Genomic DNA, 25,477 nt, shown 5'->3' with positions numbered 1-25,477 from the left:
TGGACGGTCGCTAGGCTGGCACCGTGAGCGAGAGCAACGTGGGGACGACCAGGGTGGCCGTGGTCGGTGCGGCGGGTCGGATGGGCGCGGAGGTGTGCCGGGCGGTCACCGCCGCGGCGGACCTCGAGCTCGTCGCGACGTTCGACCAGGGGGACGACCTCGGTGACCTCGGCGGGGCCGACGTCGTGGTGGAGTTCTCCGTCCCGGCCGCCTCGCCCGGCAACGTGGCGCACTGCGTCGAGCGCGGCGTCCACGTGGTCGTCGGCACCACCGGCTGGGACGACGCGAAGCTGGACTCGCTGCGGGAGCCGCTGGCCGCGCACCCCGAGGTCGGGGTCCTCATCGCACCCAACTTCGCCATCGGGGCGATCCTGATGATGCGGTTCGCCCAGCAGGCCGCACGGTTCTACGAGTCGGTCGAGGTCATCGAGCTGCACCACCCCAACAAGGTCGACGCCCCCTCGGGCACCGCCGCCCGCACCGCCCACCTCATCGCGGCGGCCCGGTCGGACGCCGGGCTCGGCGACGTGCCCGACGCCACCACCCAGGACCCCGACGGCACCAGGGGCGGCCGGGTCGACGGCATCCCGGTGCACTCGGTGCGGCTGCGCGGCCTGGTCGCGCACCAGGAGGTCCTGCTCGGCGGCGAGGGCGAGATGCTCACGCTGCGGCACGACTCCTTCGACCGCACCTCGTTCATGCCGGGGGTCCTCGAGGGGGTGCGCCACGTCGGTGCCCACCCCGGCCTCACCGTCGGGCTCGAGCACTACCTCGGCCTGGACGACTGAGTGCGCGAGAAGGTCACCGCCCTCGTCCTCCTCGTGGTCCTGGGCTTCTACTCCGCCACGATCGGGTGGCGTGGGGTCGAGCTGGTCCGGGACGGACGACCGGTCCCCGTGCTCCTCGGGCTGGCCGTCATCCTCATCCCGGTGGTCGCGCTCCTCGCCATGGTGCCCCTGGTGCGGTTGGCCAGGGACGGTTCGGCGATGCTGGCGCAGGCCCGCGAGCACGGCGCCGAGGGCGCCTGGGGCGCCGAGCTCGAGCAGGCCGAGGCGAGCCGGGTCGCCGGTGACCGGGCCGGGGAGCAGCGGCACTACCGAGCCGCCGTGCGGGCCTGGCGCGCGAGCCGGGTGGGGTGACCGGGGCGCCAGCGGCGCCTGCGCGGCATACCGTGGTGGCATGCACCGTTCGCGCATCGGCATCGTCCTGGTCGACCACCCCGGCGAGCACCACGACGCGGCGCTGGCCTTCTGGGCCGGGGTCCAGGGGGTCCGTCCCGTCCCCGACGGGCCGTACGCCAGCGTGGGGGAGATCGGGTCGCTGAACCTCGAGGTCCAGCGCCTCGACGAGGGGCAGCCCAGGGTCCACCTCGACATCGAGAGTGACGACATCCCGGCCGAGGTGGCCCGGCTCGAGGCGCTCGGTGCCACCGTGCTGGAGCGCCGCGACGGCTACGTGATCATGGCCGACCCCGGCGGCGTGGTGTTCTGCGTGGTGGGCATCCAGACGGGGGACCGGTTCGAGGAGGACGCCCGGGAGTGGCCGTGAGGTCAGGGCAGGCCGAGTAGCCGCAGGCCGGCCGCGACAGCGGCCGCCAGCACCACGACAACGATGAACGGGGCCCGGAGGACGAGCGCCATGACCGCGACCGCCACGGCGGCCAGCCGCGAGTCGACGGCGATCGAACCGTCGGTGTCGGTCAGGGTCTGCACGCCCACGAGGGCCGCGAGCAGCGCGATCGGCAGCGCCGACGTGATCCGGGTCGTGCGGTCGCCGTCGAGCCAGCGGGCCGGCACGACATAGCCCGACAGCTTGAGCGCGAAGGCCAGGGCCGAGGCCAGGAGGACGGCCGTCCAGGTGCTCACGCGGCGGCTCCTTCGCCCTCGTGCTCCCAGTGGTGCGGCGGTGGTGGGTCGTGGTGGGCGCGGCGCCACACCCCGGCCAGGAGGGCGGTGGTCGCGGCGACGAGCACGGGTATGCCGGACGGCGCGTGGGGCGCGACGAGCACCGCCACGAGCGCGGCCAGGGCGGCGATGGCGCAGGCGTCGACCGATCGCAGCCGTGGCCACAGCAGGGCGCAGAACGCCGCGGCGGCCGCTGCGTCGAGCCCGTACCGGCGGGGGTCGCCCAGCGCGTCGCCGAGCAGGGAACCCAGGAGGGTCATCAGGTTCCAGCAGACGAAGACGCCGAGGCCGGTGGCCCAGAAACCGGTGCGTGCTGCGGCCGCGTCGCGCTGTCCCACCGCGACCGCCGTCGACTCGTCGATGGTCAGCTGTGCCGCGGCGACCCGGCGCCAACCGCGGACGTCGAGCATCTTCGACACCTGGAGGCCGTAGAGGCCGTTGCGCACGCCCAGCAGGCTGGAGGCGGCGACGGCAGCGGGTGCCCCGGCGGGGCCGGCCGCCAGGACGCCCACGAGGGCGAACTGCGACCCACCGGAGAAGAGCAGCAGTGACAGCGCCTGCGTCTGGAGGACCGACAGTCCGGCAGCGACCGAGAGCGCGCCGAAGCTGATGCCGTAGGCGCCGGTCGCGACGGCCACCGAGAAGGCCTGCCGCAGGACCCGCGAGTCGCGGGTCACGGGGCAGGGGTGTCCAGGTCGGCGACGAGCCGCACCTCACGGGCCGTGGCGCCGTCGGGGGAGACCACCCGGTCGCGGAACGCGCCGTCGGGGCCGAGCCCACCGGCCAGCAGGAACCCGCGGGTCGCCTCGTCGGAGGCGAGCACCCAGGTGTGCATCCGGGTGGCGCCGGCTCCGCGCAGGGTGTCGACGACGGCGTTCAGCAGCCGGGAGCCGTGCCCGACCCGGCGGGCGTCGGGGTGCACGCCGAGCGCGGACAGCTCACCGGTCTCGGGTGACGCGTCCGGGTCCTGGCTGGGCCCGATCGAGGCGAACCCGACCACCTGGTCACCGGCGCACGCCGCCAGCAACCGGTAGACGCCCTGGGGTGGGGACGCCAGGGACTGGCGCCAGACCGACGCGAAGGCCTGCGGCTCGAAGGTGGCGAGGACCTCCTCGGGCAGCACCGCGGCATACGCCTCGCGCCACACCACCGCCTGGACCAGGCCCACGGCGGGGGCGTCGGTCTCGCGAGCCACCCGCACGCTCGCGTCCGCGAGCGGGCCCGGGGAGTGGCTGTGCTGGGGGTCGTGGGGGTGGTCGTGCTGCGGTGCCATGGCCTGCATCCTGCCATTCGGGGGATGGCCGCCCGTGGGCCGCCCGCCGGGCGGTCAGCTGCGCTCGTAGGTGACCCAGCTGAAGCCGTCGCGGGGCTCGCGCGCGACCTCCTGCCATTCCTCCGGGTCGATCTCGGGGAAGCGCACGTCGCCCTCGGGGGACTGGTCGACCTCGGTGATGAGGAGCCGACGGGCCCAGGGCATCGCCTCGGCGTAGACCTGACCGCCACCACAGATGAACACCTCGTCGGCCGGTCCGGCCAGCGAGAGGGCCTCGCTGAGGGAGTGCGCGGTCTCCACCTCGGAGTGGGCCCAGTCGTCCTGCCGGGTCACCACGATCGTGCGCCGGCCGGGGAGCACCCGACCGATCGAGTCGAAGGTCTTGCGCCCCATCACCATCGGGTGGCCCATCGTGGTGCGCTTGAAGAACGCGAAGTCCTCGGGCAGGTGCCACGGCATGTCGTTGTCGGCCCCGATGACGCCGTTGCGGCCGACCGCGGCAATGAGCGTCACGTTGGTCATGGCGTACAGGCTATCGACAGCCGCCGCCGCACCCGGCCGGGACAGCGGGCTCAGACCGCGATCGGCGCCTTGATCGACGGGTGGGCGTCGTAGCCGACCAGCTCGAAGTCATCGAGGTCGAACTGGTCGATGTCCTTGCCCGGGGTGATCCGCATGGTGGGCAGCGGTCGCGGCTCACGGGTGAGCTGGAGGGTCGCCTGCTCGACGTGGTTGGAGTAGAGGTGGGCGTCGCCGAGGGTGTGCACGAAGTCGCCGGGCTCGAGGTCGCAGACCTGCGCCACCATCATCGTCAGCAGGGCGTAGGACGCGATGTTGAACGGGACGCCGAGGAAGATGTCGGCCGAGCGCTGGTAGAGCTGGCAGGACAGCCGCCCGTTCGCGACGTAGAACTGGAACATCGTGTGGCACGGGGGGAGCGCCATCGAGTCGACGTCGGCGACGTTCCAGGCGGACACGATGTGCCGCCGGCTGTCCGGGTTGGTGCGGATCGACTCGATGACCTTGGCGATCTGGTCGATGTGCCGGCCGTCGGGGGTCGGCCAGGACCGCCACTGGTAGCCGTAGACCGGCCCGAGGTCGCCGTTCTCGTCGGCCCACTCGTCCCAGATGGTGATGCCACGGTCCTGCAGCCACTTGACGTTGGAGTCGCCCCGGAGGAACCAGAGCAGCTCACCGATGATCGACTTGAGGTGGAGCTTCTTGGTCGTGAGCACCGGGAAGCCCTCGGACAGGTCGAAGCGCATCTGGTAGCCGAACACCGAACGGGTGCCGGTGCCGGTGCGGTCGGACTTGTCCGTGCCGGTCGTCATGACGTGGTCGAGGAGATCGAGGTACTGCTGCACGGAGGCAGCGTAACGCCGGCCGGCGACATCGCCGTGCCGACGCGGCGTTGGCGCCACGCGACGTCGCCTTCCCGCCAAATCGGGTCCCGGTCGGTGTCCGCTGCGCGGGGCCTGCTCGGCGGGGCGATAGCCTGCAGGCATGAGCACCTCGTCCCCGTTCGGCCGCGTCCTGACCGCCATGGTCAGCCCGATGAAGGCTGACGGGAGCCTCGACCTCGAGGGCACCCGCCGACTGGTCGCCCACCTGCTCGACCACGGCCACGACGGCCTCGTCGTCAACGGCACGACCGGTGAGGCCGCCACGCTCAGCGACGACGAGTCGATCGAGATGGTCCGGGTCGTCGCCGAGGCCGTCGGGGGAGCCGCTGCGGTGGTGGCCGGGGTCGGCTCCAACGCGACCGCGCACAGCGTCGAGATGGCGGCCCGTGCGGTCGACGCCGGCGCGACCGGGCTGCTGCTCGTGTCGCCCTACTACAACAAGCCGACCCAGCCCGGGCTGGTCGCGCACTGCCATGCGGTCGCCGACAGCACCGACCTGCCGGTCATGCTCTACGACATCCCGGGGCGCACCGGCATCCCGTTCGACACCGCGACGCTCATCGAGCTCGCCGCCCACGACCGCATCGTGGCCGTCAAGGACGCCAAGGGTGACCCGTGGGCCTCGACGCACGTGCTGGCCGAGACCGACCTGCTCTACTTCTCCGGCGACGACGCGACCACCCTGCCCTGGCTCGCGCTGGGTGCCGTGGGCACGGTCAGCGTCGTCGGCCACGTGGCCGGCAACGAGTATGCCGCGATGGTCGCCGCCGTCGACCGCGGCGACCTCGCGACCGCCCGCGACATCCACCGACGGCTGGTCCCCGCCGTCGACGCCATCATGAGCACCTCCCAGGGTGCGATCATGGCGAAGGCCGCGCTCGTCGAGCTCGGCGTCATCGACCACGCGACGGTGCGGTTGCCGCTCGTCGAGTCACCACCGGAGCACCTGGACATCCTGCGCGCCGGTCTCAAGGAGTCTGGCCTGCTGTGAGTCATCCCCACCCCGAGCTCAACCTGCCCCGGCCGCTGCCCAAGAACGGCGTGCGCATCATCGCGCTCGGTGGGCTCGGCGAGGTCGGTCGCAACATGGCGGTCATCGAGCACGACGGACAGCTGCTGGTCATCGACTGCGGGGTGCTCTTCCCCGAGGACCACCACCCGGGCGTCGACCTGATCCTGCCCGACTTCGAGTACCTCGAGGACCGGCTGGACGACATCCAGGCGATCGTGCTGACGCACGGCCACGAGGACCACATCGGTGCCGTGCCCTACCTGCTCAAGCTGAAGCGCGACATCCCGGTCGTGGGCTCGATGCTGACGCTGGCGCTCATCGAGGCCAAGCTCAAGGAGCACCGGATCACCCCCTACACCCTCGGGGTGAAGGAGGGGATGCGCGAGAAGCTCGGCGTCTTCGACTGCGAGTTCGTGGCGGTCAACCACTCGATCCCCGACGCGCTCGCGGTGTTCGTGCGGACGCCCGGCGGCACGATCCTGCACACCGGTGACTTCAAGATGGACCAGCTGCCGCTGGACAACCGCCTCACCGACCTGCGCGCCTTCGCCCGGTTGGGGGAGGAGGGCGTCGACCTGTTCATGACGGACTCGACCAACGCCGAGGTCCCGGGGTTCACGACGCCGGAGAAGGACATCGCGCCGGCCATCGACAAGGTCTTCCGCGACGCCGAGCGCCGGATCATCGTGGCGTGCTTCTCCTCGCACGTGCACCGGGTCCAGCAGGTGCTCAACGCGGCCGAGCAGGCCGGCCGCAAGGTCGCCATGGTGGGTCGTTCGATGGTGCGCAACATGGGCATCGCGGCCGAGCTGGGCTACCTCCACGTGCCTGACGGCGTGCTCGTCGACGTCAAGAAGCTCGACAACTTCCCCGACGACCAGGTCGTCCTGATCTGCACCGGGTCCCAGGGTGAGCCGATGGCCGCCTTGTCCCGGATGGCCAACCGCGACCACCGCATCGACGTCGGCGAGGGCGACACGGTGCTGATGGCCTCGTCCCTGATCCCGGGCAACGAGAACGCCGTCTACCGCATCATCAACGGGCTCATGCGACTCGGCGTCAACGTCGTGCACAAGGGCAACGCCAAGGTGCACGTCTCGGGACACGCCAGCGCCGGCGAGCTGCTCTACTGCTACAACATCGTCAAGCCCCGCAACGTGATGCCGGTGCACGGTGAGTGGCGCCACCTGGTCGCCAACGCCGAGCTCGCCGTCCAGACCGGCGTGCCGCGTGAGCAGGTCGTGCTGGCCGAGGACGGTGTGGTCGTCGACCTGGTCGACGGAGTCGCCCGCATCGTCGGGGCCGTGCCGTGCGGCTACGTCTACGTCGACGGGTCGTCGGTGGGCGAGTTCGACGAGGCGCTGCTCAAGGACCGTCGCATCCTGCGCGACGAGGGCTTCATCTCCGTCATCGTCGTGATCGACGCCGCGACCGGCAAGATCGCGGCGGGCCCGGAGATCCAGGCGCGCGGTTTCGCCGAGGACGACGAGATCTTCAGCCAGGTGCGTCCCAAGATCGAGCAGGCGCTGGCGGAGGCGACCGGCAACGGCGTCACCGACTCCCACCAGCTCGAGCAGGTCATGCGCCGGGCCATCGGCGGCTGGGTCGGCGGCAAGATCCGCCGCCGCCCGATGATCATCCCGGTCGTCATCCAGGCCTAGCCCTGGAATCACCTTTATCGGGTCTAGGGACAAACGCCGGCTTCACCCCGGAACGGTTCCGGGGTGAAGCCGACGTTTATCGGGTCACCCGATAAAGATGAGGTTCGGTATGCCGCGGGGGCGGCTACCAGGGGCGGGCGACGTCCAGGGCGCGCGGGTCGTTGACCGGCGCCCAGCCCTGCGGTCCCTCGACGTACTCGGCCCGCGGGCCGTGCTCGGCGAGCTCGGCCACGGCGGCGAGCAGCCGGTCGACGTGCTCGGCCGTGGTGGCCAGGCCGACACTGGCGCGGACGGCGGTCGTGGACGCCGCGGCATACGGGTCGTCGAGCAGGGCGTCGACGCACAGGTGCGCGCAGAACTTGCCGTCCCGGACGCCGATCCCGTGCTCGGCGGACAGGGCGGCGGAGACCAGCGACGACTCGACGCCGTCGACGGTGAAGGTCGCGACGGCCACCCGCTCGTGGTCGGCGGCGAACAGCGAGTAGGTCTCGACGCCGTCGATGGCGGCCAGGCCGTCGAGCAGTCGCTTCCCGAGGGCGGCCTCGTGGGCCTCGATCGCCTCGGCGTGCGACCGCAGGCTGTGACAAGCCGCGGCGAGGGCGACCGCGCCGATGACATTGGGGCTGCCGGCCTCGTGGCGGGCCGCACCGTCCTGCCACACGACCCCACGGGTGGTCACCGCCTTGGTGGCCCCACCGCCGGCCAGGTAGGGGGCGGCCGCGTCGAGCCAGTCGGCCCGGCCGGCCAGCACCCCGGCGCCGAAGGGCGCGTAGAGCTTGTGCCCCGACAGCACCAGGTAGTCCACGCCGAGGTCGTCGAGGTCGACCGGGCGGTGCGGGGCGTACTGCGCCGCGTCGAGGACGACCCGGGCACCACCGCGGCGCGCGATCGCCGCGAGCTCGCGGATCGGCCAGATCTCGCCGGTGACGTTGGAGGCACCGGCGAGGACGACCAGCTTGTGCCGGCCGGGGTGCTCACGCAGTGCGGTCCGCAGCAGGACGGCGGCGTCGCCGACGCTGCCGGGCACCGGGAGGCGGTGGGTCCGCTTGGGCGCCCACGGCAGGAGGGCCGCGTGGTGCTCGGTCTCGAAGACGAAGACGTGGGTGTCGCGGGGCAGGCAGCGGGCCAGCAGGTTGAACGAGTCGGTGCTGTTGCGGGTGAAGACGACCTCGTCGCCCTCGCGCGCCCCGACGAAGGCGCGCACCTCGGCGCGGGCCTGCTCGTACCAGGAGGAGGTCACGCGGGAGGCCCAGCCGTTGCCGCGGTGCACCGAGGAGTAGGTGCGCAGCGCGCTGTCGACGGCTGCCTTGACGCTGACCAGGGCCGGGGTCGAGGCGGCGTGGTCGAAGTTGGCGTAGTCGACCGTGCCGTCGAGGGTCGGCACCGGCAGCGCCTCGGAGACGACGGCGGGCAGCGGCCCGACCTCGCCCCACGTGCGCGCGTCCGGCACGGGGCGCAGGTGCGTGCGGGCGTGGGCGAGGGGCGCGCTCCGGCGGAAGGCGGGGGGCGGGGTGCTCGCGATCGACATGAGGGGTGCTCCTGGTCCGGGTGGGACCCGAGAGTGCTCACGGGTCCGCGCTTGCCGGCTGCGGGTGCAGACGGCCCGGTCGTCACCCGGAGCACCCCACCGCGGAGGAGGGTTGCTGGTCAGCAAGCCGGGGCTTCGCGCTGACACTCATGACCTGGTGTCGAGGGTAGGGCGTCGACACGGGGTCGAGCCACCCTGTGGGCGCAGGTTCCCGTCATCTGAGACATGGACCGCGCGGACTCGAGCGGTCGGCGCCGTGGCCTGGCGGGGGGTCGGCCTGGCCGGTCCCCGCGACCGGTTCCCCCTCGATGCGCGCCTGCGCCGACGACCATTGCTGGTCGTCGGCGCAGGCCCCGCCAGACGCACTGCTGAGCGTGTCACCTGCGGTCGCCTCTTGGTAAGGGGAAACCGGCCCGTGCGACCCAATCGCGACCAGATGTCGACCGTTCGGATGAGGGGCGGCCGGGGCAGATTGCCCCGCCGTGATACGCGTGTGACGCGTGTTTCCGGTGTGACCTTCGCGTAGCCTGCGGAGCATGGCGACACGTCCGTCCACCTCCGCACGATCAGCAGCAGGGTCGCGCTCGACCGGGAGCCGGGGCAGCGCAACCCGCCCCGCCAACCGCAAGACCAGTGCACCCCGCAAGACCTCCGCCCGTGGCAAGACCAAGGGGGGCGGGCTGCCGCTGCCCCTGCGCGCCGTCCGGGGCACCTGGATGGGTATGGCGCACGTGGCCGGTGGCGCCGTGCGCCGGGTCGGCACCAGCGCCCGTGAGCTCGAGCCCGAGCACCGCCGTGACGGGCTCGGGTTCTTCCTCATCGGGCTGTCGATCCTCGTGGCCGCCCGTGAGTGGTGGGCCTTCGAGGGCGCGCTCGGTGACATCGTGCACGCCGTCGTCGCGGGCACCTTCGGGCGCGTCGCGTATGCCGTGCCGCTCGCCCTGCTCTTCCTGGGCATCCGCTTCCTGCGCGCGCCGCAGGAGGACTCGGCCAACTCCCGCATCGGGGTGGGCCTGGGTGCGCTCGCGTTCGCGGCCGCCGGCCTGGCCCACGTCGCCGCGGACATCCCGACCCCGCCCCAGGGCGCCGACGGCATGCGTGACGGTGGCGGCATCATCGGCTTCCTGGCCTCCAGCCCGCTGGAGGCGGCGGTGTCGGTCTACGGCACCGTGCCGATCCTGCTGATGCTGGGCTTCTTCGGACTGCTGGTCATGACCGCGACCCCGGTGCACATGATCCCGACGCGCCTCACCGAGCTGCGCGACCACCTCCTGCACCGTGGCCACCTCGACGACGGAGCCTCCGCGCCCGAGGAGGTCGCCGAGGAGAAGCCCAAGCGTCGCCGCCGGGTGATCGACCCGGAGGGCCCGCTCGAGGGCGACGAGGCGTTCGAGCAGGCTGCCCTGGTGGCCCCCGACGGCCGTCGGTTCCGTCCCGGCGAGAAGCGTCCGACCAGTCCCGGCGTCCTCGCCCCGGAGTCGACTCCGGCGAAGAGCCCCGTGATCGAGGTCAAGGCCGCCCTCGAGGCCCCGCCCACGACGCCGCTGCCGCAGCGCGTGGAACAGCTGGCGCTCGCCGGCGACATCACCTACACGTTGCCCGACAACGCGATCCTCGAGCCCGGCTCGCCCCACAAGACCCGCAGCGCCGCCAACGACCGCGTCGTCGAGTCGCTCAGCCAGGTGCTCGAGCAGTTCGACATCGACGCCCAGGTCACCGGCTTCAGCCGCGGTCCGACGGTCACCCGCTACGAGGTCGAGCTCGGCCGCGGCACGAAGGTGGAGCGGGTCACCGCACTGTCCAAGAACATCGCGTATGCCGTCGCGTCGGCGGACGTGCGCATCCTCTCCCCGATCCCCGGCAAGTCGGCGATCGGCATCGAGATCCCCAACGCCGACCGCGAGAAGGTCAGCCTCGGCGACGTCCTGCGCAGCCAGGCGGCGCGGGGCAACGAGCACCCGATGGTCATGGGGGTCGGCAAGGACGTCGAGGGCGGCTACGTCATCGCCAACCTCGCCAAGATGCCCCACCTGCTCGTCGCGGGCGCCACCGGCGCGGGCAAGTCGAGCTTCGTGAACTCGATGATCACCTCGATCCTCATGCGGGCGACGCCCGACGAGGTGCGGATGGTCCTGGTCGACCCCAAGCGGGTGGAGCTCACCGCCTACGAGGGCATCCCGCACCTCATCACCCCGATCATCACGAACCCCAAGAAGGCCGCCGAGGCGCTGGCGTGGGTGGTCCGCGAGATGGACACCCGGTACGACGACCTCGCCCAGTTCGGGTTCAAGCACATCGACGACTTCAACAAGGCGGTCAAGGCCGGCAAGGTCAAGCCGCTGCCCGGGTCGGAGCGGACGATCCACCCGTACCCCTACCTGCTGGTCATCGTCGACGAGCTCGCCGACCTGATGATGGTCGCGCCGCGGGACGTCGAGGAGTCGATCGTCCGCATCACCCAGCTCGCCCGCGCCGCCGGCATCCACCTCGTGCTCGCGACGCAGCGCCCGTCCGTCGACGTCGTCACCGGCCTGATCAAGGCCAACGTGCCGTCGCGGATGGCGTTCGCGACGTCCTCGCTCGCCGACAGCCGGGTCGTGCTCGACCAGCCGGGGGCGGAGAAGCTGATCGGCCAGGGTGACGCGCTGTTCCTGCCGATGGGTGCCTCCAAGACGATGCGCGTGCAGGGCGCCTGGGTCACCGAGTCCGAGATCCAGCAGGTGGTCAAGCACGTCACCGGCCAGCTCAAGCCCGACTACCGCGACGACGTCACCGTGGTCGCCGCCAAGAAGCAGGTGGACGACGACATCGGTGACGACCTCGAGCTGCTGCTGCAGGCCACCGAGCTCGTCGTGACCACGCAGTTCGGCTCGACGTCGATGCTCCAGCGCAAGCTGCGCGTCGGCTTCGCGAAGGCCGGGCGGCTCATGGACCTGCTCGAGTCGCGTGGCGTGGTGGGTCCCTCCGAGGGCTCCAAGGCGCGTGACGTGCTGGTCAAGCTCGACGACCTGCCGATGACGCTGGCGCTGATGCGCGGCGACGAGATCGCCGACCCCGAGCCGGTGTTCGACGTGGACGCGCTCTCCGGGACGCCGTCCACCACCCACGAGTCCGTCGACCGCACCGACGAGGTCCCCACCGGGTATGCCGCGGAGCCCGACCCGCGCTACGCGAACGACCCGGTGGCCCGGGCCTACGACGGGCTCGACGAGGTCGAGGAGTCCGTGGACGCCTGGGAGCTGACCGGCCGGGACTGAGCAGCCCGGGGTTGCGGCCTTCGCGGTGACCCTGCACACATCGCGAGACCTGGGGCACGGGATGGAATGCATCCCGTGCCCCAGGTCGTTGCGCAAGGGTGACTGCCGCCCCCGAGACGACCACTGCCCCTCTTTCTCCCACACCCACTGCTCCGACCGCACCGACTGCGCCCGCCGCGACCGTGGCGCCGACGGGGCGGTCCTACGTGCGGTTCGTCCTCGTCCTCGGTGCCCTGATCGCCATCGGGCCGCTCACCATCGACACCTACCTGCCGGCGCTGCCCTCCATCACCCGCGACCTGGCGGCCTCCGAGTCCGCCGTCCAGGGCACGCTCACGGGCATCCTGCTCGGCATGGGCCTGGGCCAGCTGCTCGTGGGTCCGCTCGCCGACGCGGTGGGCCGCCGTCGCCCGCTGATCGCCGGACTGGCGCTGCACATCGCGGCGTCGGTGTTCTGTGCGTTCGCGCCGTCCATCGAGCTGCTCACGGCCGGCCGCGCGATCCAGGGGCTCGGCAACGCGGCTGTCGCGGTGGTGTCGATGGCGATGGTCCGTGACCTCTTCGCCGGCTCCGCCGCGGCGACGATGCTCTCCCGCCTGATGCTCGTCATGGGTCTGGCGCCCGTGCTCGCACCGACCCTCGGTGGTTTCATCCTCCAGCTGACGTCGTGGCGCGGGGTGTTCGTCATCCTCGCCGTCGCCGGGGTGCTGATGGTGACGCTCGCGAGCCTCGCGCTCCGCGAGACCCTCCCCGTCGAGCGGCGTCGCCCGCTGGCCTTCCGCCCGGTGCTCGCCACCTACGCCAGCCTGTTGCGCGACCGGACCTTCGTCGGCCTCGTCCTCATCAGCGGCCTGATGTTCGCGACCCTGTTCTCCTACATCGGCGGATCGTCGTTCGTGCTGCAGGACATCTACGGCCTCAGCGTCGCCCAGTTCGGGCTGGCCTTCGGCATCAACTCCCTCGGCTTCCTCACCGGCTCGCAGCTGAACCCGTTCCTGCTCAAGAAGTTCGCGCCCCGCCAGCTGGTCCGGGCCGGGGTGTCGATCGGGGCCACCGCCGCCCTGCTCCTGCTCGCGTCCGCCGCGACCGGCTTCGGTGGCCTGGCGCTGATCCTGGTGCCGCTGTGGTTCCTGCTGTTCGCCTGCGGCCTGACCCTGCCCAACACCCCCGCGCTCGCCCTGACCCGGCACGGTGAGGCGGCCGGCACCGCGGCGGCCCTGCTCGGTGCGTCGCAGTTCGTCATCGGTGGCGCCGCCGCTCCGCTGATCGGCGTCATGGGCTCCGGCTCGGCCGTCCCGATGGCGCTGGTCATGGCGACCACCGCGACCCTCGCGGCCGTGGTCGCGGCCCGCACGCTGCGAGTCCAGGTCGTCAGGGCCTGACCCTGCACTGAGCCGTCACGCTGGCGGCCACCCCTAGGGTGGGCGCCATGCGTGAATGGTTCGGTGCCGTCAAGGGACACCCGAGCGGGGTGCTGCTCGCAGCCCAGCTGCTCGAGGTGCTCGCCTACCCGTTCGCGGGTGACACCCCGCTGGGGCGCACCCTCATCGGGGTGTTCGGCGTCCTCGTGCTGTCGATCGCCGTGTATGCCGTGCGCGCCACCCCAGCGCTGACCTGGGTGGCGGTCGTGCTCGGGATCCCGGTCGTCGCCCTCACCATCGCCGAGGGGTTCGCCCCCACGAACCAGCAGGTCGTCTTCTGGTCCGCCCTGCTGCACGCGGCGTTCTACGGCTACACGGGCTACGGGCTGATCCGCTACCTCTTCGACGACTCGTGGGTCACCCGCGACGAGATCTTCGCGGTGGGCGCCAACTTCACGGTGGTCTCGTGGATGTTCGCGCACCTCTTCATGGCCGTGCAGGTGGTCTACCCCGGGTCGTTCACCGCCTACCAGGGGGAGGGCCACCGGACCTTCCTCGAGCTGCTCTACCTGTCGTTCGCCAACCTCACGAGCGTCGGGCTGTCGGACGTCACGGCCGTGCTGCCGCTGGCCCGGTCGGTCGTCATCATCGAGCAGGTGGCCGGCGTCATGTACGTCGCGCTGATCATCGCGCGCGTGGTCGGCTTGACGATCACCCGCTGGCGCAACTGAGCCCCACTACTCCTGGGCGCCGTCGAGCTCGGCGATCGTGGCGAGGCTCGGGCCCCGCTGCTCCTGCAGCGCCCTGGCGCCCGCCTCGGCGTCACGCAGGACGCGCACGATGTTGCCGCTGGTGAGCTTGCCGAGGTCGTCGTCGGACCAGCCCCGGTCGGCCAGGGCGGCGAGCAGCCGGGGGTAGCCGGTGACGTCCTCGAGGCCCTCGGGCAGGGTGCCGACGCCGTCGTAGTCGCCACCGAGCCCGACGTGGTCGACCCCGGCCACCTCGCGGACGTGCTCGACGTGCCGGACGACATCGGCCAGCGTGGCCGTCGGCGTCGGGTGCGCGGCCGCGTAGTCGTCGTAGAACGCGGTGTAGGCCGCGTCCGCCGGCGTGATGCCCTCCCCGGCCGCGTGGTCGTTCAGCTCCTGCCGCCACGCGGCGGCCTGCGGGCTCACGAAGGTCGGCACGAACGTGACCATGCAGACCCCGTTGTTGTCGCGCAACGACTCCAGCACGTCGTCGGGCGCGTTGCGCGGGCTGTCACAGATCGCCCGCGCCGAGGAGTGGCTGAAGATCGCCGGCACCTCCGCGACCCGCAGGGCATCCCGCATGGTGTCGGCCGACACGTGGCTGAGGTCGACGAGCATGCCGATCCGGTTCATCTCCCGCACCACCTCGACGCCGAACGCCGACAGGCCGCCGTGGACCGGCTCGTCGGTGGCGGAGTCGGCCCAGGCGACGTTGCTGTTGTGGGTCAGCGTCAGGTACCGCACGCCGAGGACGTGCAGCATCCGCAGCGTCGCGAGCGAGCTGTTGATCGAGTGGCCGCCCTCGGCGCCGAGCAGTGAGGCGATCCGTCCGGACTCCCACGCCGCCTCGATGTCGTCGGCGGTCCGCGCGAAAGCCAGCTGACCGGCATACCTCGCCACCATCTGGTGGCCCGCGTCGATCTGCTCCAGGGTGGCGCTCACCGCGTCGTCACCGCTCAGGGAGGCCGGCACGAAGACGGACCAGAACTGTCCGCCGACCCCGCCCTCGCGCAGGCGGGGGAGATCGGTGTGGGTCGGGGTGCCGCCGGCCTCGATGTCGAGCCGGTCGAAGTCGTACCCGACCTTCTCGCGCGCCTCCCACAGGAGGTCGTTGTGGCCGTCCACCACAGGGTGACGGGCGAGGAGGGCGCTGATCCGGGCACTGGTCGCATCGGCTGTGGCGGTCATGACGCCACGCTACCCACCCGTAGAGTGGGCCCATGGTTTCGACGGCACAGGGCACCCCGACAGCGCAGCGCAGCGTCGCCCTGGTGACCCTCGGATGCACCCGCAACGAGGTCGACTCCGAGGAGCTCGCCGGCCGGCTGGCGGCCGAGGGGTGGCTCCTGGTCGACGACGCCGACGACGCGGACGTCGCGGTGGTCAACACCTGCGGGTTCGTCGAGCAGGCGAAGAAGGACTCGATCGACGTGCTCCTCGAGGCCTCCGCCCGCAAGGGCCACGCCAGGACGCAGAAGGTCGTGGCCGTCGGGTGCCTCGCCGAGCGGTACGGGCAGCAGCTCGCCGACGAGCTCCCCGAGGCCGACGCGGTGCTGGGCTTCGACTCCTACGTCGACATGTCCACCCACCTGCGGGCCATCCTCGACGGGCACGCCCCCGCCTCGCACGTGCCGTCCGACCGTCGCCAGCTGCTCCCGTTGTCACCGGTGCAGCGCCAGGACGGCTCGGCCGGGGTGGCCCTCCCGGGCCACGGCAACACCGCCGACCCCACATCGCCCGAGCAGCCCTCGTCGGAGCCCGTCGACGTCACGATCGACGGCCCGGTCCCGGCCTCCGGCCCGCGCGTCATCCGGGCCCGGCTCGACGGACGCCCCTGGGCGCCGCTGAAGATCGCCAGCGGCTGCGACCGCAGGTGCGCGTTCTGCGCCATCCCGATGTTCCGCGGCGCCTTCGTCTCGCGGCGACCGCACGACATCATCGCCGAGGCCCGCTGGCTGGGGGAGCGCGGAGTCAAGGAGCTCTTCCTCGTCAGCGAGAACTCCACGTCCTACGGCAAGGACCTCGGTGACCTCGGGTTGCTCGAGAAGATCCTGCCCGACCTCGCCGCGGTCCCCGGGATCGAGCGGGTCCGCGTCAGCTACCTGCAGCCGGCCGAGATCCGCCCCGGGCTGCTGGACGCCATGGCGTCCGTGCCCGGTGTCGTCCCCTACTTCGACATCTCCTTCCAGCACGCCTCGGCTCCGCTGCTGCGCTCGATGCGAAGGTTCGGCGGACGCGAGGCCTTCCTCGGGCTGCTCGACGAGGTCCGCGCCCGAGTCCCGCTGGCCGGTATCCGCAGCAACGTCATCGTCGGCTTCCCCGGGGAGACCGAGGCCGACCTGGCCGAGCTCGAGGCGTTCCTCGTGGCGGCCCGCCTCGACGTGGTGGGCGTCTTCGGTTACTCCGACGAGGACGGCACCGAGGCGGAGTCCTACGGCGACAAGCTGCCCGAAGACGTGGTGGCAGAACGCGTTTCGCGCTTCACCGCCCTGATCGAGGAGCTCAACCTCCAGCGCGCGGAGGAGCGGATCGGGGAGCACGTGGACGTGCTCGTCGAGTCCGTGCCGAGCGACGGGGCGGACGACGACGAGACCTCGGTGGTCGGCCGAGCCGCCCACCAGGGGCCCGACGTCGACGGGGTCACCCTGCTCGACCCGGCCGAGTTCCCCGACGTCGCCGTGGGCGACATCGTGCGTGCGGTGGTCACCGGCACCGAGGGGATCGACCTGCTGGCCGCGCCATGCTGAGCGAGTCCGCCCCGGCTCCGGACCCGGCCGCCGCCCCCGTGGCGGTGCCGCCGCCGAGCTCCTGGAACATCGCCAACGCCCTCACCGTGACCCGGATCCTGCTCGTCCCGGTCTACGCCTGGCTGCTGCTCTTCGACGGGGGAGAGCGGCCGGGCATGCGCTGGGCCGCTGCAGGTGTCTTCGTCGTGGCCACCCTCACCGACCGCGTCGACGGTGACCTCGCCCGGCGTCGGGGGCTGATCACCAACTTCGGCAAGATCGCCGACCCCATCGCCGACAAGACGTTGATGGGCATGGCGTTCGTGGGGTTGTCGATCCTCGGCGAGCTCCCGTGGTGGGTCACGCTCCTGGTGCTCGTGCGCGAGTGGGGCGTCACGGTGCTGCGGTTCTTCGTCATCCGGCACGGGGTGATGCCGGCCGGTCGTGGCGGGAAGGTCAAGACCACCCTGCAGTTCTTCGGCCTGCTGCTCTTCACGCTGCCGCTGGCGTCGTTCTCGGGCGCCGACACCTGGACGACGGTGGCCGACGTCATCGTGGCCCTCGCGGTGACGGTGACCGTCGTGACCGGACTGGACATCGCGGTCAAGGCCCTGCGGCTGCGCCAGACCAGCGAGCGCTCGGCGATGAAGCGAGCCCGCCGCGCGGCCCGGCAGGGATGACGACGACACCGTCGCAGGTGGTGGCCGCACTGGTCGGGGCGGGACGGACCGTGGCGACCGCGGAGTCCCTCACCGGCGGCCTGGTCTGCGCGGCGCTGACCGACGTGCCCGGCGCCTCCGCGGTGGTCAGGGGGGCGGTGGTCGCCTACGCGACCGAGCTGAAGGCGCAGGTGCTCGGGGTCGACCCCGACCTGCTCGCCACCGGCGGCGCGGTCCAGGCCGAGGTGGCGCGCCAGATGGCCACCGGGGTATGCCGCGTGCTCGGCGCCGAGGTCGGCGTCGCCACCACCGGTGTCGCCGGTCCGGATCCGCAGGACGGCCACCCGGTGGGCACCGTGTTCGTCGCGGTCGCTGCGGAGGGTCGCGTCCAGGTCCGCGAGCTGGCGCTGGCCGGCGATCGCGCGACCATCAGGGCCGGCACCGTCGAGGCCGCCCTGGACCTGGTCGCCGAGATCGTGGCGGATGGGGTGAATGGGACGGAAGATTCTCGGCCCGTGGACGGTTGACCTCCTCGTACCGCGTGTTCTGCGAATCCTGCGCGCGAAGCGTCAGGGCCTCGGGGTAACGTTGGTGCCCACGGTCCGCACCATCGCCGTGGCCACGCCAAGAGAAGTACCAGGCTCGAGCAGTGAAGGAGGCGTCATGATTCTGCTTCGTCGTGAACTTGGTGACGTGCTCCGTGAGCAACGCCAGACCCAGGGGCGCACCCTGCGCGAGGTGTCCGCCGCCGCCTCCGTCTCGCTCGGCTACCTCAGTGAGGTCGAGCGTGGCGAGAAGGAAGCCTCCTCCGAGCTGCTGGCCTCGATCTGCGGGGCGCTGCACCTGCCGTTGTCCGAGGTGCTCGGGCAGGTCTCCGAGCGGGTTGCCGAGACCGAGGCGCTCACTGCGCCCGTCTCCCTGCCGCTGCCCGCATCGGCCATGGTCTCCGCCTCCGCCGCCTGACCTCCGCCGCGGTCCGTCAGGCCCGGCGGTAGGGCGTCGCTCGTCCTGCGGTCGACCCGAGCGGTCGCTGCGGCCGGCCGTCGTCGGTGGGCCCCAGCCCGTGCTGGCACCCGGGACAGTAGAACATCGTCCGCTCCCGTCCGGCCGGCCCGATCACCGCCACCCGGACCGTGGTGCCACACCGCCGACAGGGCCGACCCGACCGGGCGTGCACGTAGTTCTCCTCGCCCTTCCGGCGGTTGCCGGTGCTCGACTGCACCGCGTGGTGGCGGGCCTGGTCGAGCAGGGTCTGCACCCGGGTGACCAGCCGTTCGAGGTCGGCCTGGTCGAGCTCGGCGGCCGGGGTCCACGGCCCGAGGCGCGACAGGAAGAGCGACTCGGCGGCCCACAGAGTGCCGATCCCGGCCAGGTTGCGCTGGTCGAGCAGGGCCGCCCCGATCGGGTCGGTGGAGGCGCGCAGGTTGGCCACGGCCGCGGCCAGGTCCCAGTCGGGGCCGAGCAGGTCGGGTCCGAGGTGCCCGACGAGGGTGGCTTCGGCGCTGGTCGGCACGGCCTCGAGCAGGCCGAGGCGCAGCCCGAGCGCGCTCCACGACGTGCTGCCGACCGCCGCGCGCAGGTCGTCGCGACGCAGCCAGCGGGGCGTGTCGGCCGGCGCCTCGACCCGCCACTGTCCCTCCATCTTCAGGTGCGAGTGCAGCGTGATGCCGTTGTCGAACCGGTGGAGCAGGTGCTTCCCGCGGCTGACCACCTCGAGCGTGCTCGCCCCGCGCAGGTCGAGCGTGGCCAGGCTGGGGAAGCGCAGGTCGCAGAGGACGACCTCGGCTCCGGCGAGTGCCTGGTGGAGCCGATGGGCGGTGCGCCAGACCGTGTCGCCCTCAGGCACGGCAGCCCATGCCTCCGGGCGTCGGCGTGGTCATCGCCGCAGCCGCAACCCGCGGGGGGTCGCGTGGAACCCCGCATGGGCCAGCGCCGACGCGAGCGGGTGGTCTGACCCGAGGACCGAGCCCCCGTCTGCCTTCTCCACGGTGAGTCGTCCGAGGGCGCCCTCGCGGACCGCCAGGGCCAGGGCGTCGGCGGCCCCCTGGAGGGACTGGACGTCGTCGGTCCAGGACAGCAGCGTCTTGCCGCCGCGCTCGACGTAGAGGACGAGCTCACCGTCGACGAGCACGACGAGGGCCCCGGCCTTGCGCGCCGGCTGGTGACCACGCTTGGCGGAGCTCTTGCCGGTGTCCTTGCCGGTGCCCTGGGCGTCGTCGTCCCCGCCCTCGGGCCCGATCGCGCGGTCCGGCCACGGGAGCGCGGCGCCGTAGGCGTTGGCCGGGTCGGTCGCGGCCAGGACCATGGCGGGGACGCTCCGGTCGGCTTCGTCACCGACCGGTCGGGCACCGGCCCTGAGCCGGTCGACGGCGCCGGTGGTGGAGAACTGCGAGGCCCCGAGCGACTCGACGAAGTAGCCGCGTCGCACCCGCCCGGACTCCTCGGCAGCGGCCAGCACGCGGTAGACCCCGGCGAACCCGCCGGGCACCTCCTCGGCCACGACCGAGCCACGGGTGACCACGCCGTAGCGGTCGAGCAGCACCTCTGCCGTCGCGTAGGCGCGGACGGTCGCGTCCGCCTCCCCCTCGGGGAGCAGCGACCAGCGCCCGGCGCCGGCCGCCGGGCCGGTCCGGGTCGGCAGGGCGGGCCGTCCCAGCCCGCGCTGGCCGGACAGCGCGCCCAGCGAGCCGCGCCGACCGGCATACCGCGTCGTGCGCGGACCCGAGCGGCCGCGCTTGTGGGTGGTGCGGCCCCCCGAGAGGAGCGCGCGCAGCGGCGTGAGGGTGTCGTTGCTGACCCGACCGTCCCAGGTGAGCGCCCAGAGGTCGGCGAGGAGCTGCTCGTCGTCGGTGCTGCCCACGGCGTCGGCCAGGGTGCGGAAGAAGTACGCGCCGCCGCCGGCCAGGGCGTCGACCACGGCCTGCTCGGTCTCGCTGGGCGCCCGGTCGGTCAGCGGCGCCAGCGTCAGGTGGGCGGTGTCGGCGAGGTGCAGTGACACCCAGCCGTCGTCGCCGGGCAGTGAACCGTGGCCGCGCCACAGCACCTCTCCGCTGCTGGTGAGGTCGTCGAGCAGGGCAGGGGAGTAGTCGACGACCCGAGAGGGCAGGACGAGGCTCTCGAGCGCGCTGGCCGGCAGCACCGCTCCAGCGAGCTGCTCGATCGCGCGCACCAGCCCCTCGCGACCACGCAGCCCCCCGCCGACGGACTGCCACTGGGGGAGGAACCGCGCGAGCTCGACGGCAGGGACCGGCTCCACCTCGGCCCGGAGGGCGGCCAGCGAACGCCGTCGCAACAGCCGCAGGACCTCGGCGTCGCAGTAGTCGAGGCCGTGGATGCCCCCGCCGTTCTCGGTCGGGAGCAGCTCGCCCTCCACCACCCGGCCGGACGAGACCAACCGCCGCAGGGCGTCGAGGGCCACGGCCGGGCCCACGCCCCACCACGCCGCGACCGACGCGGCGGGGAAGGGTCCGTGCGTGCGGGCGTAGCGACGGACGAGGTCGCCGAGGGGGTCGGGCACCGACTCCATGAAGGTCTGCGGGATGCCGACCGGCAGCGAGCAGCCGAGGGCGTCGCGCAGCCGCCCGGCGTCCTCGATCGCCGCCCAGCGCTCCTGACCCGCGACCCGCACCCGGATGACCCGGCGGGCGCCCTCGAGCTCGACCAGCCAGCCCCCGATCTCCTGGTGGGTCAGGTCGTCCTTGGAGCGCGCCCGGATCGCGTCGAGGGGCAGCGGACCCAGCACCCGCAGCAGGTCGGCGACGTCCTCGGCATCGCGACAGGCGCGTTCGGGCACGAGCCGCTGGAGCTCGGACTCGGTGCGGGTCACCTCGGCCGGGTCGAGCAGGTCACGCAGCGAGAGCCCCTCACCGCGGCCGAGCAGCTCGGCCAGCAGGGTCGGGTCGAGGGCGAGTGCGGCCGCGCGCTTCTCGGCGAGCGGCGAGTCGCCCTCGTAGAGGAACTGCGCCACGTAGCCGAACATCAGCGACCGGGCGAACGGCGAGGGTTGACTCGACTCGACGTCGACGAGGGTGACCTCGCGTGACTCGATCGAGCGCATCAACGCCGTCAGACCGGGCACGTCGAACACGTCCTGGACGCACTCGCGCACCGTCTCGAGGACGATCGGGAACGACGCGTACTGGCTGGCCACCTCGAGCAGCTGGGCGGCCCGCTGGCGTTGCTGCCACAGGGGTTGCCGACGGTCGGGACGGCGGCGGGGGAGCAGCAGGGCTCGCGACGCGCACTCCCGGAACCGGGCCGCGAACAGTGCAGACCCGCCGATCTCGGAGGTGACCAGGTCGTGCACGTCGTCGGCGTCGAGCCGCACCAGCTCGAGCAGCTCGGCGCCCACCCCGCGACCGGAGCCGCCGTCGTCCTCGAACTCGAGGTCGGGCAGCCGGAACACGATGCCGTCGTCGCCGTGCATCGCCTGGACGTCGACGCCGTAGCGCTCCCGCATCCGCGCCGAGACGCACAGCGCCCACGGGGCGTGGACCTGCCCACCGAACGGCGAGTGCACCGCCACCCGCCAGTCGCCGATCTCGTCGCGGAACCGCTCCACGACGATCGTGCGGTCGTCGGGCACGTGCCGGGTGGCCTCCTGCTGCTCCGTGAGGTAGCCGAGCAGGTTGTCGGCGGCCCACTCGTCGAGCCCGGCGGCCTCGACCCGGGCCCGGGCCCGGTCGGGCGACAGCCCCACGACCTCACGGACGAACGCCCCCACGGCCCGGCCCAGCTCGGCCGGACGGCCCTGCTGGTCGCCCTTCCAGAACGGCAACCGCCCGGGCAGCCCCGGCGCCGGCGTCACCAGGACGCGGTCGTGGGTGATGTCCTCGATCCGCCAGGTCGAGGTCCCGAGGGTGAAGACGTCGCCGACCCGCGACTCGTAGACCATCTCCTCGTCGAGCTCGCCCACGCGCCGGCCGGCGCCCTCGCTGGAGGCGAGGAACACGGCATACAGACCGCGGTCGGGGATGGTGCCACCGGAGGTGACCGCGAGGCGCTGGGCGCCGGGCCGGCCGGTGAGGACCCCGGTGACGCGGTCCCAGACGATCCGCGGGCGCAGCTCGGCGAACTCGTCGCTCGGGTAGCGCCCCGACAGCATGTCGAGCACCGACTCGAGGATCGAGCGCGGCAGGGCGGCGAACGGTGTCGCCTTGCGGACCACGGACTCGAGGTCGTCGACGGTCCACTCGTCGAGGGCGCACATCGCCACGATCTGCTGGGCGAGGACGTCGACGGGGTTGGCCGGCACCCGCAGCGACTCGATGGCGCCGGCCCGCATCCGCTCGACGACGACGGCGGTCTGCACCAGGTCGCCGCGGAACTTCGGGAACAACACGCCCCGGGACACCGCCCCGACCTGGTGGCCGGCCCGGCCGACGCGTTGCAGACCCGACGCGACGGAGGGTGGGGACTCGACCTGGATGACGAGGTCGACGGCGCCCATGTCGATGCCCAGCTCCAGCGAGCTGGTCGCCACCACCGCGGGCAGCCGGCCGGCCTTGAGGTCTTCCTCGATGAGCTGGCGGTGCTCCTTGCTGACCGAGCCGTGGTGCGCGCGGGCCAGCACGGCGGGGGCGCCGGATGACGCGCCGGACTGGGCCATCAGCTGGGCCGGGGTGCGCTGGCCGGCGGGCCGCGGGGCGGCGGGCGGCGCGGGCGGCTCGTCGCCCTGCGCCTCGCGGAGGGTCTCGAGCCGCTCGTCCCAGATCTCGTTGAGCCGGGCGGTGAGGCGCTCGGCGAGGCGGCGCGAGTTGGCGAAGACGAGCGTCGAGCGGTGCGACGACACGAGGTCGACGATCCGCTCCTCGACGTGGGGCCAGATGGAGGCGCGGCGCTCGGCCCCGGACGCAGGCCCGGACAGGTCGCCCTCGATGACCTCACCGAGCGCGGACATGTCGGCGATGGGGACCACGACCTCGAGGTCCCACTCCTTGGTCGACGGTGGTCGGACGATCTCGACGGGGCGCCCACCGGCGAGGTAGCGGGCGACCTCGGACACCGGCTCGACGGTGGCGGAGAGCCCGATCCGCTGCGCGGGCTCGTCGAGCAGGGCGTCGAGCCGCTCGAGGGTGAGCGCGAGGTGGGCGCCGCGCTTGGTGCCGGCGACGGCGTGCACCTCGTCGAGGATGACGGTCTCCACCCCGGCGAGGGCCTCGCGGGCCTGCGAGGTGAGGATGAGGAAGAGCGACTCCGGCGTCGTGATCAGCACATCGGTGGGGGTGCGGGCGAAGGCTCGCCGCTCACCCGCCGGGGTGTCCCCGGACCGCACCGAGACGGTGATGTCGGGTGGCGGCACGCCCAGCCGGGTGGCCGCGTGACCGATGCCGACCAGGGGTGAGCGCAGGTTCCGCTCGACGTCGACGGCCAGCGCCTTCATGGGGGAGACGTAGAGGACGCGACAGCGCTTGAGCTTCTCGGCCGGGGGCGGCTCGGCCGCCAGCCGGTCGAGCGCCCAGAGGAACGCCGACAACGTCTTGCCCGAACCGGTGGGGGCGACGACCAGGGCGTGCTGTCCGGAGGAGATGGCTTCCCAGGCGCCCGCCTGCGCGGCGGTGGGCGCGGTGAAGGAGCTCCTGAACCACTCTGCGGTGGCGGGGGAGAACCTGTCGAGCACGTCTGCTGCCATGAGGGTGACAGCCTCTCACCCGGCGCCGACACCCGTGCGTCCCGACCTCGGCCCCGGCCTAGACTCCTGCCGTGCGGCTGAGCCACTTCTGGAACCTGATGAACGACGAGTTCGGCGAGACCTACGCCAGCTCGCTCGCCCAGCACCACGTGCTGGGCGTCCTCGGTGACCGCACGGTGGCGCAGGCCCTCGACGCGGGGGAGAGCCCGCGCCGGGTCTGGCTGGCCCTGTGTGACGCCATGGACGTCCCCGAGTCGCGCCGGCTGGGGATCGAGCGACGGCCCGCGCGGTGAGCTCGGTCGACTGGTCCGCTCACCCCCTGGTCCTCGCCCCGATGGCCGGCGGCCCGGCGACCGTCGCGCTCGCCGCGGCCGCCGCGGAGGGCGGGGTGTTCCCGTTCCTGGCCGGCGCCTACCTCACCCCGGAGCGGCTGCGCGCCGACCTCGCCGAGCTGCGCGCCGGCACGCCGACCGCCTTCGGCGTCAACGTGTTCGCGCCGTCCCCTGACCTGCCGTCGATGCAGCAGGAGGCCCTGGTGTATGCCGCGTCGCTGGCTCCGTGGGCCGCCGCGGCAGGCGTCGAGCTGGGCACGCCCCGCTACGACGACGACTCCTTCGCCGCCAAGGTCGACCTGCTGGTCGAGGCCGCGCCAGCCCTGGTGAGCTTCGCGTTCGGGTGGCCCCCGGCGGACGTCGTGGGCCGGCTGCAGGAGGCGGGCACCGAGGTCTGGGTCACGGTCAACGAGCCGTCCGAGGTCGAGTGGGCCGAGGCGCTCGGGGTCGACGGGCTCGTGGTCCAGGGGTGGGAGGCCGGCGGTCACCGGGGCGGCCCGGTGGACACCGGCGACACCCAGCTCGAGCTGCTGCCCCTCGTCACGGAGGTGGCCCGGCGCACCGACCTGCCGATCATGGGAGCCGGCGGGGTGATGACCGGGGCCGAGGCGGCCGACGTGCTGCGGGCCGGGGCCACCGCGGTCGCCCTCGGCACCGCGTTCCTGGGCTGCCCGGAAGCGGGCACGGCGCCGGTGCACCGGCACGAGCTCACCCACCGCAGCGGCACCACGGTGACCCGCGCGTTCACCGGTCGCAGTGCCCGCGCCCTCACCACGACGTGGACCGAGCTGTTCACGGAGGCCGCCCCCGCGGCATACCCGCACGTCCACCACCTCACCGCCCCGTTGCGGGCGCACGGCAGGGCGACCGGTGAGGCCGAGCTGGTCAACCTCTGGGCGGGCACCGGCCACGCGCGACTGCGCACCCGGCCTGCGGCTGAGCTGGCTCGCCTGCTGGTCGACGAGCTCGCCCACGCCTGAA

At 72.8% G+C, this 25,477-nt stretch carries 23 protein-coding genes and 1 riboswitch; of the genes, 14 read left to right on the top strand and 9 right to left on the bottom strand.

Going from position 1 to position 25,477, the window contains the following annotated elements:
* Positions 1-23 precede the first annotated feature (23 nt).
* The 3 genes from dapB to ASG91_RS15695 are packed head-to-tail and all read left to right on the top strand — an operon-like array spanning position 24 to position 1,548.
* Complete coding sequence (dapB, locus tag ASG91_RS15705; RefSeq protein ID WP_082594227.1) at positions 24-788, top strand: 4-hydroxy-tetrahydrodipicolinate reductase; 765 nt, start codon at positions 24-26, stop codon at positions 786-788.
* Entirely contained in the window at positions 789-1,139 is a 351-nt protein-coding gene (locus ASG91_RS15700) for a hypothetical protein (RefSeq protein ID WP_056923567.1), read from the top strand.
* 40 nt (positions 1,140-1,179) lie between these two features.
* Positions 1,180-1,548, top strand: coding sequence for a VOC family protein (locus tag ASG91_RS15695; RefSeq protein WP_056923566.1), 369 nt, complete (start codon positions 1,180-1,182; stop codon positions 1,546-1,548).
* 2 nt (positions 1,549-1,550) lie between these two features.
* Here the strand turns inward: ASG91_RS15695 and ASG91_RS15690 are convergent, their stop codons facing one another.
* From ASG91_RS15690 to ASG91_RS15670, 5 genes are read right to left on the bottom strand one after another with little or no spacing between them, the layout of a single operon-like run.
* Positions 1,551-1,865 (bottom strand): AzlD domain-containing protein, encoded by a 315-nt coding sequence (locus tag ASG91_RS15690; protein ID WP_056923565.1) that lies wholly within the window; start codon positions 1,863-1,865, stop codon positions 1,551-1,553.
* Positions 1,862-2,581, bottom strand: a complete 720-nt coding sequence (locus tag ASG91_RS15685; protein ID WP_056923564.1) for an AzlC family ABC transporter permease — start codon at positions 2,579-2,581, stop codon at positions 1,862-1,864. Before ASG91_RS15685 ends, ASG91_RS15690 begins: the two co-directional genes overlap by 4 nt.
* Entirely contained in the window at positions 2,578-3,177 is a 600-nt protein-coding gene (locus tag ASG91_RS15680) for a GNAT family N-acetyltransferase (RefSeq protein WP_056923563.1), read from the bottom strand. Before ASG91_RS15680 ends, ASG91_RS15685 begins: the two co-directional genes overlap by 4 nt.
* A 54-nt stretch (positions 3,178-3,231) precedes the next feature.
* The gene (locus ASG91_RS15675; RefSeq protein ID WP_056923562.1) at positions 3,232-3,699 is read right to left on the bottom strand and encodes a dihydrofolate reductase; all 468 of its coding nucleotides are present in this window, start codon (positions 3,697-3,699) and stop codon (positions 3,232-3,234) included.
* A gap of 50 nt (positions 3,700-3,749) precedes the next feature.
* The gene (locus ASG91_RS15670) at positions 3,750-4,541 is read right to left on the bottom strand and encodes a thymidylate synthase (protein ID WP_056923561.1); all 792 of its coding nucleotides are present in this window, start codon (positions 4,539-4,541) and stop codon (positions 3,750-3,752) included.
* Positions 4,542-4,680: 139 nt separating this feature from the next.
* Here ASG91_RS15670 and dapA point away from each other — a divergent pair, with 139 nt between their 5' ends.
* Together dapA and ASG91_RS15660 are read left to right on the top strand one after the other, a co-directional pair.
* Entirely contained in the window at positions 4,681-5,571 is an 891-nt protein-coding gene (gene dapA, locus ASG91_RS15665; protein ID WP_056923560.1) for a 4-hydroxy-tetrahydrodipicolinate synthase, read from the top strand.
* Entirely contained in the window at positions 5,568-7,253 is a 1,686-nt protein-coding gene (locus tag ASG91_RS15660) for a ribonuclease J (RefSeq protein WP_056923559.1), read from the top strand. The genes dapA and ASG91_RS15660 overlap by 4 nt, the downstream gene beginning before the upstream one ends.
* A gap of 124 nt (positions 7,254-7,377) precedes the next feature.
* Here the strand turns inward: ASG91_RS15660 and ASG91_RS15655 are convergent, their stop codons facing one another.
* Positions 7,378-8,781, bottom strand: coding sequence for an aminotransferase class V-fold PLP-dependent enzyme (locus tag ASG91_RS15655; RefSeq protein WP_082594226.1), 1,404 nt, complete (start codon positions 8,779-8,781; stop codon positions 7,378-7,380).
* A gap of 42 nt (positions 8,782-8,823) precedes the next feature.
* Positions 8,824-8,936: riboswitch (SAM riboswitch) on the bottom strand.
* Positions 8,937-9,317: 381 nt separating this feature from the next.
* On the opposite strand from ASG91_RS15655, the gene ASG91_RS15650 reads away from it, so the two are divergent.
* The 3 genes from ASG91_RS15650 (at position 9,318) to ASG91_RS15640 (ending at position 14,130) form a co-directional block, all read left to right on the top strand.
* Positions 9,318-12,038, top strand: coding sequence for a DNA translocase FtsK (locus ASG91_RS15650; protein WP_082594225.1), 2,721 nt, complete (start codon positions 9,318-9,320; stop codon positions 12,036-12,038).
* A gap of 182 nt (positions 12,039-12,220) precedes the next feature.
* On the top strand, positions 12,221-13,420 hold the full coding sequence (locus ASG91_RS15645; protein ID WP_056923558.1) for a multidrug effflux MFS transporter: 1,200 nt from the start codon (positions 12,221-12,223) through the stop codon (positions 13,418-13,420).
* A gap of 47 nt (positions 13,421-13,467) precedes the next feature.
* Positions 13,468-14,130 (top strand): ion channel, encoded by a 663-nt coding sequence (locus ASG91_RS15640; protein WP_056923557.1) that lies wholly within the window; start codon positions 13,468-13,470, stop codon positions 14,128-14,130.
* A gap of 6 nt (positions 14,131-14,136) precedes the next feature.
* On the opposite strand, the gene ASG91_RS15635 is transcribed toward ASG91_RS15640, so the two are convergent.
* Positions 14,137-15,336, bottom strand: coding sequence for a dipeptidase (locus tag ASG91_RS15635; protein WP_056923556.1), 1,200 nt, complete (start codon positions 15,334-15,336; stop codon positions 14,137-14,139).
* Positions 15,337-15,368: 32 nt separating this feature from the next.
* Between ASG91_RS15635 and rimO the strand changes: the two genes are divergently transcribed.
* The 4 genes from rimO to ASG91_RS15615 all read left to right on the top strand — a co-directional run bounded on the left by rimO (position 15,369) and on the right by ASG91_RS15615 (position 18,496).
* Positions 15,369-16,895, top strand: coding sequence for a 30S ribosomal protein S12 methylthiotransferase RimO (gene rimO, locus ASG91_RS15630; RefSeq protein ID WP_056923555.1), 1,527 nt, complete (start codon positions 15,369-15,371; stop codon positions 16,893-16,895).
* Entirely contained in the window at positions 16,889-17,554 is a 666-nt protein-coding gene (locus ASG91_RS15625) for a CDP-alcohol phosphatidyltransferase family protein (protein ID WP_056923554.1), read from the top strand. Before rimO ends, ASG91_RS15625 begins: the two co-directional genes overlap by 7 nt.
* The gene (locus tag ASG91_RS15620; protein WP_056923553.1) at positions 17,551-18,060 is read left to right on the top strand and encodes a CinA family protein; all 510 of its coding nucleotides are present in this window, start codon (positions 17,551-17,553) and stop codon (positions 18,058-18,060) included. The genes ASG91_RS15625 and ASG91_RS15620 overlap by 4 nt, the downstream gene beginning before the upstream one ends.
* 136 nt (positions 18,061-18,196) lie before the next feature.
* The gene (locus ASG91_RS15615; RefSeq protein WP_056923552.1) at positions 18,197-18,496 is read left to right on the top strand and encodes a helix-turn-helix domain-containing protein; all 300 of its coding nucleotides are present in this window, start codon (positions 18,197-18,199) and stop codon (positions 18,494-18,496) included.
* Between the two features lie 16 nt (positions 18,497-18,512).
* Here ASG91_RS15615 and ASG91_RS15610 read toward each other — a convergent pair whose 3' ends face one another.
* The gene (locus ASG91_RS15610) at positions 18,513-19,379 is read right to left on the bottom strand and encodes an Fpg/Nei family DNA glycosylase (protein WP_056923551.1); all 867 of its coding nucleotides are present in this window, start codon (positions 19,377-19,379) and stop codon (positions 18,513-18,515) included.
* A 30-nt stretch (positions 19,380-19,409) separates the two neighbouring features.
* Positions 19,410-24,164 (bottom strand): ATP-dependent helicase, encoded by a 4,755-nt coding sequence (locus tag ASG91_RS15605; protein WP_056923550.1) that lies wholly within the window; start codon positions 24,162-24,164, stop codon positions 19,410-19,412.
* A 71-nt stretch (positions 24,165-24,235) separates the two neighbouring features.
* Between ASG91_RS15605 and ASG91_RS15600 the strand changes: the two genes are divergently transcribed.
* Both ASG91_RS15600 and ASG91_RS15595 read left to right on the top strand, forming a co-directional pair.
* Positions 24,236-24,457, top strand: a complete 222-nt coding sequence (locus ASG91_RS15600; protein WP_056923549.1) for a DUF3046 domain-containing protein — start codon at positions 24,236-24,238, stop codon at positions 24,455-24,457.
* Positions 24,454-25,476 carry a nitronate monooxygenase family protein gene (locus ASG91_RS15595; RefSeq protein WP_082594223.1) on the top strand — a complete coding sequence of 341 codons (1,023 nt, stop codon included), beginning with the start codon at positions 24,454-24,456 and terminating at the stop codon, positions 25,474-25,476. The genes ASG91_RS15600 and ASG91_RS15595 overlap by 4 nt, the downstream gene beginning before the upstream one ends.
* The last annotated feature ends 1 nt before the right edge of the window (position 25,477 follow it).

The organism is Phycicoccus sp. Soil802 (assembly GCF_001429605.1).
GTDB lineage: Bacteria > Actinomycetota > Actinomycetes > Actinomycetales > Dermatophilaceae > Pedococcus.
Note: the sequence above shows the minus strand (reverse complement) of the source record. Positions and strands in the feature narration are given on the sequence as shown.

What these genes read in the sequence shown, in the direction of transcription:
- ASG91_RS15640 (WP_056923557.1), top strand. Translation starts at nt 13,468, where the DNA reads ATGCGTGAATGGTTCGGTGCCGTCAAGGGACACCCGAGCGGGGTGCTG.
- ASG91_RS15635 (WP_056923556.1), bottom strand. Translation starts at nt 15,336, where the DNA reads ATGACCGCCACAGCCGATGCGACCAGTGCCCGGATCAGCGCCCTCCTC.
- ASG91_RS15650 (WP_082594225.1), top strand. Translation starts at nt 9,318, where the DNA reads ATGGCGACACGTCCGTCCACCTCCGCACGATCAGCAGCAGGGTCGCGC.
- ASG91_RS15655 (WP_082594226.1), bottom strand. Translation starts at nt 8,781, where the DNA reads ATGTCGATCGCGAGCACCCCGCCCCCCGCCTTCCGCCGGAGCGCGCCC.
- ASG91_RS15625 (WP_056923554.1), top strand. Translation starts at nt 16,889, where the DNA reads ATGCTGAGCGAGTCCGCCCCGGCTCCGGACCCGGCCGCCGCCCCCGTG.
- rimO (WP_056923555.1), top strand. Translation starts at nt 15,369, where the DNA reads ATGGTTTCGACGGCACAGGGCACCCCGACAGCGCAGCGCAGCGTCGCC.
- ASG91_RS15695 (WP_056923566.1), top strand. Translation starts at nt 1,180, where the DNA reads ATGCACCGTTCGCGCATCGGCATCGTCCTGGTCGACCACCCCGGCGAG.
- ASG91_RS15615 (WP_056923552.1), top strand. Translation starts at nt 18,197, where the DNA reads ATGATTCTGCTTCGTCGTGAACTTGGTGACGTGCTCCGTGAGCAACGC.
- dapA (WP_056923560.1), top strand. Translation starts at nt 4,681, where the DNA reads ATGAGCACCTCGTCCCCGTTCGGCCGCGTCCTGACCGCCATGGTCAGC.
- ASG91_RS15680 (WP_056923563.1), bottom strand. Translation starts at nt 3,177, where the DNA reads ATGGCACCGCAGCACGACCACCCCCACGACCCCCAGCACAGCCACTCC.
- ASG91_RS15605 (WP_056923550.1), bottom strand. Translation starts at nt 24,164, where the DNA reads ATGGCAGCAGACGTGCTCGACAGGTTCTCCCCCGCCACCGCAGAGTGG.
- ASG91_RS15620 (WP_056923553.1), top strand. Translation starts at nt 17,551, where the DNA reads ATGACGACGACACCGTCGCAGGTGGTGGCCGCACTGGTCGGGGCGGGA.
- ASG91_RS15675 (WP_056923562.1), bottom strand. Translation starts at nt 3,699, where the DNA reads ATGACCAACGTGACGCTCATTGCCGCGGTCGGCCGCAACGGCGTCATC.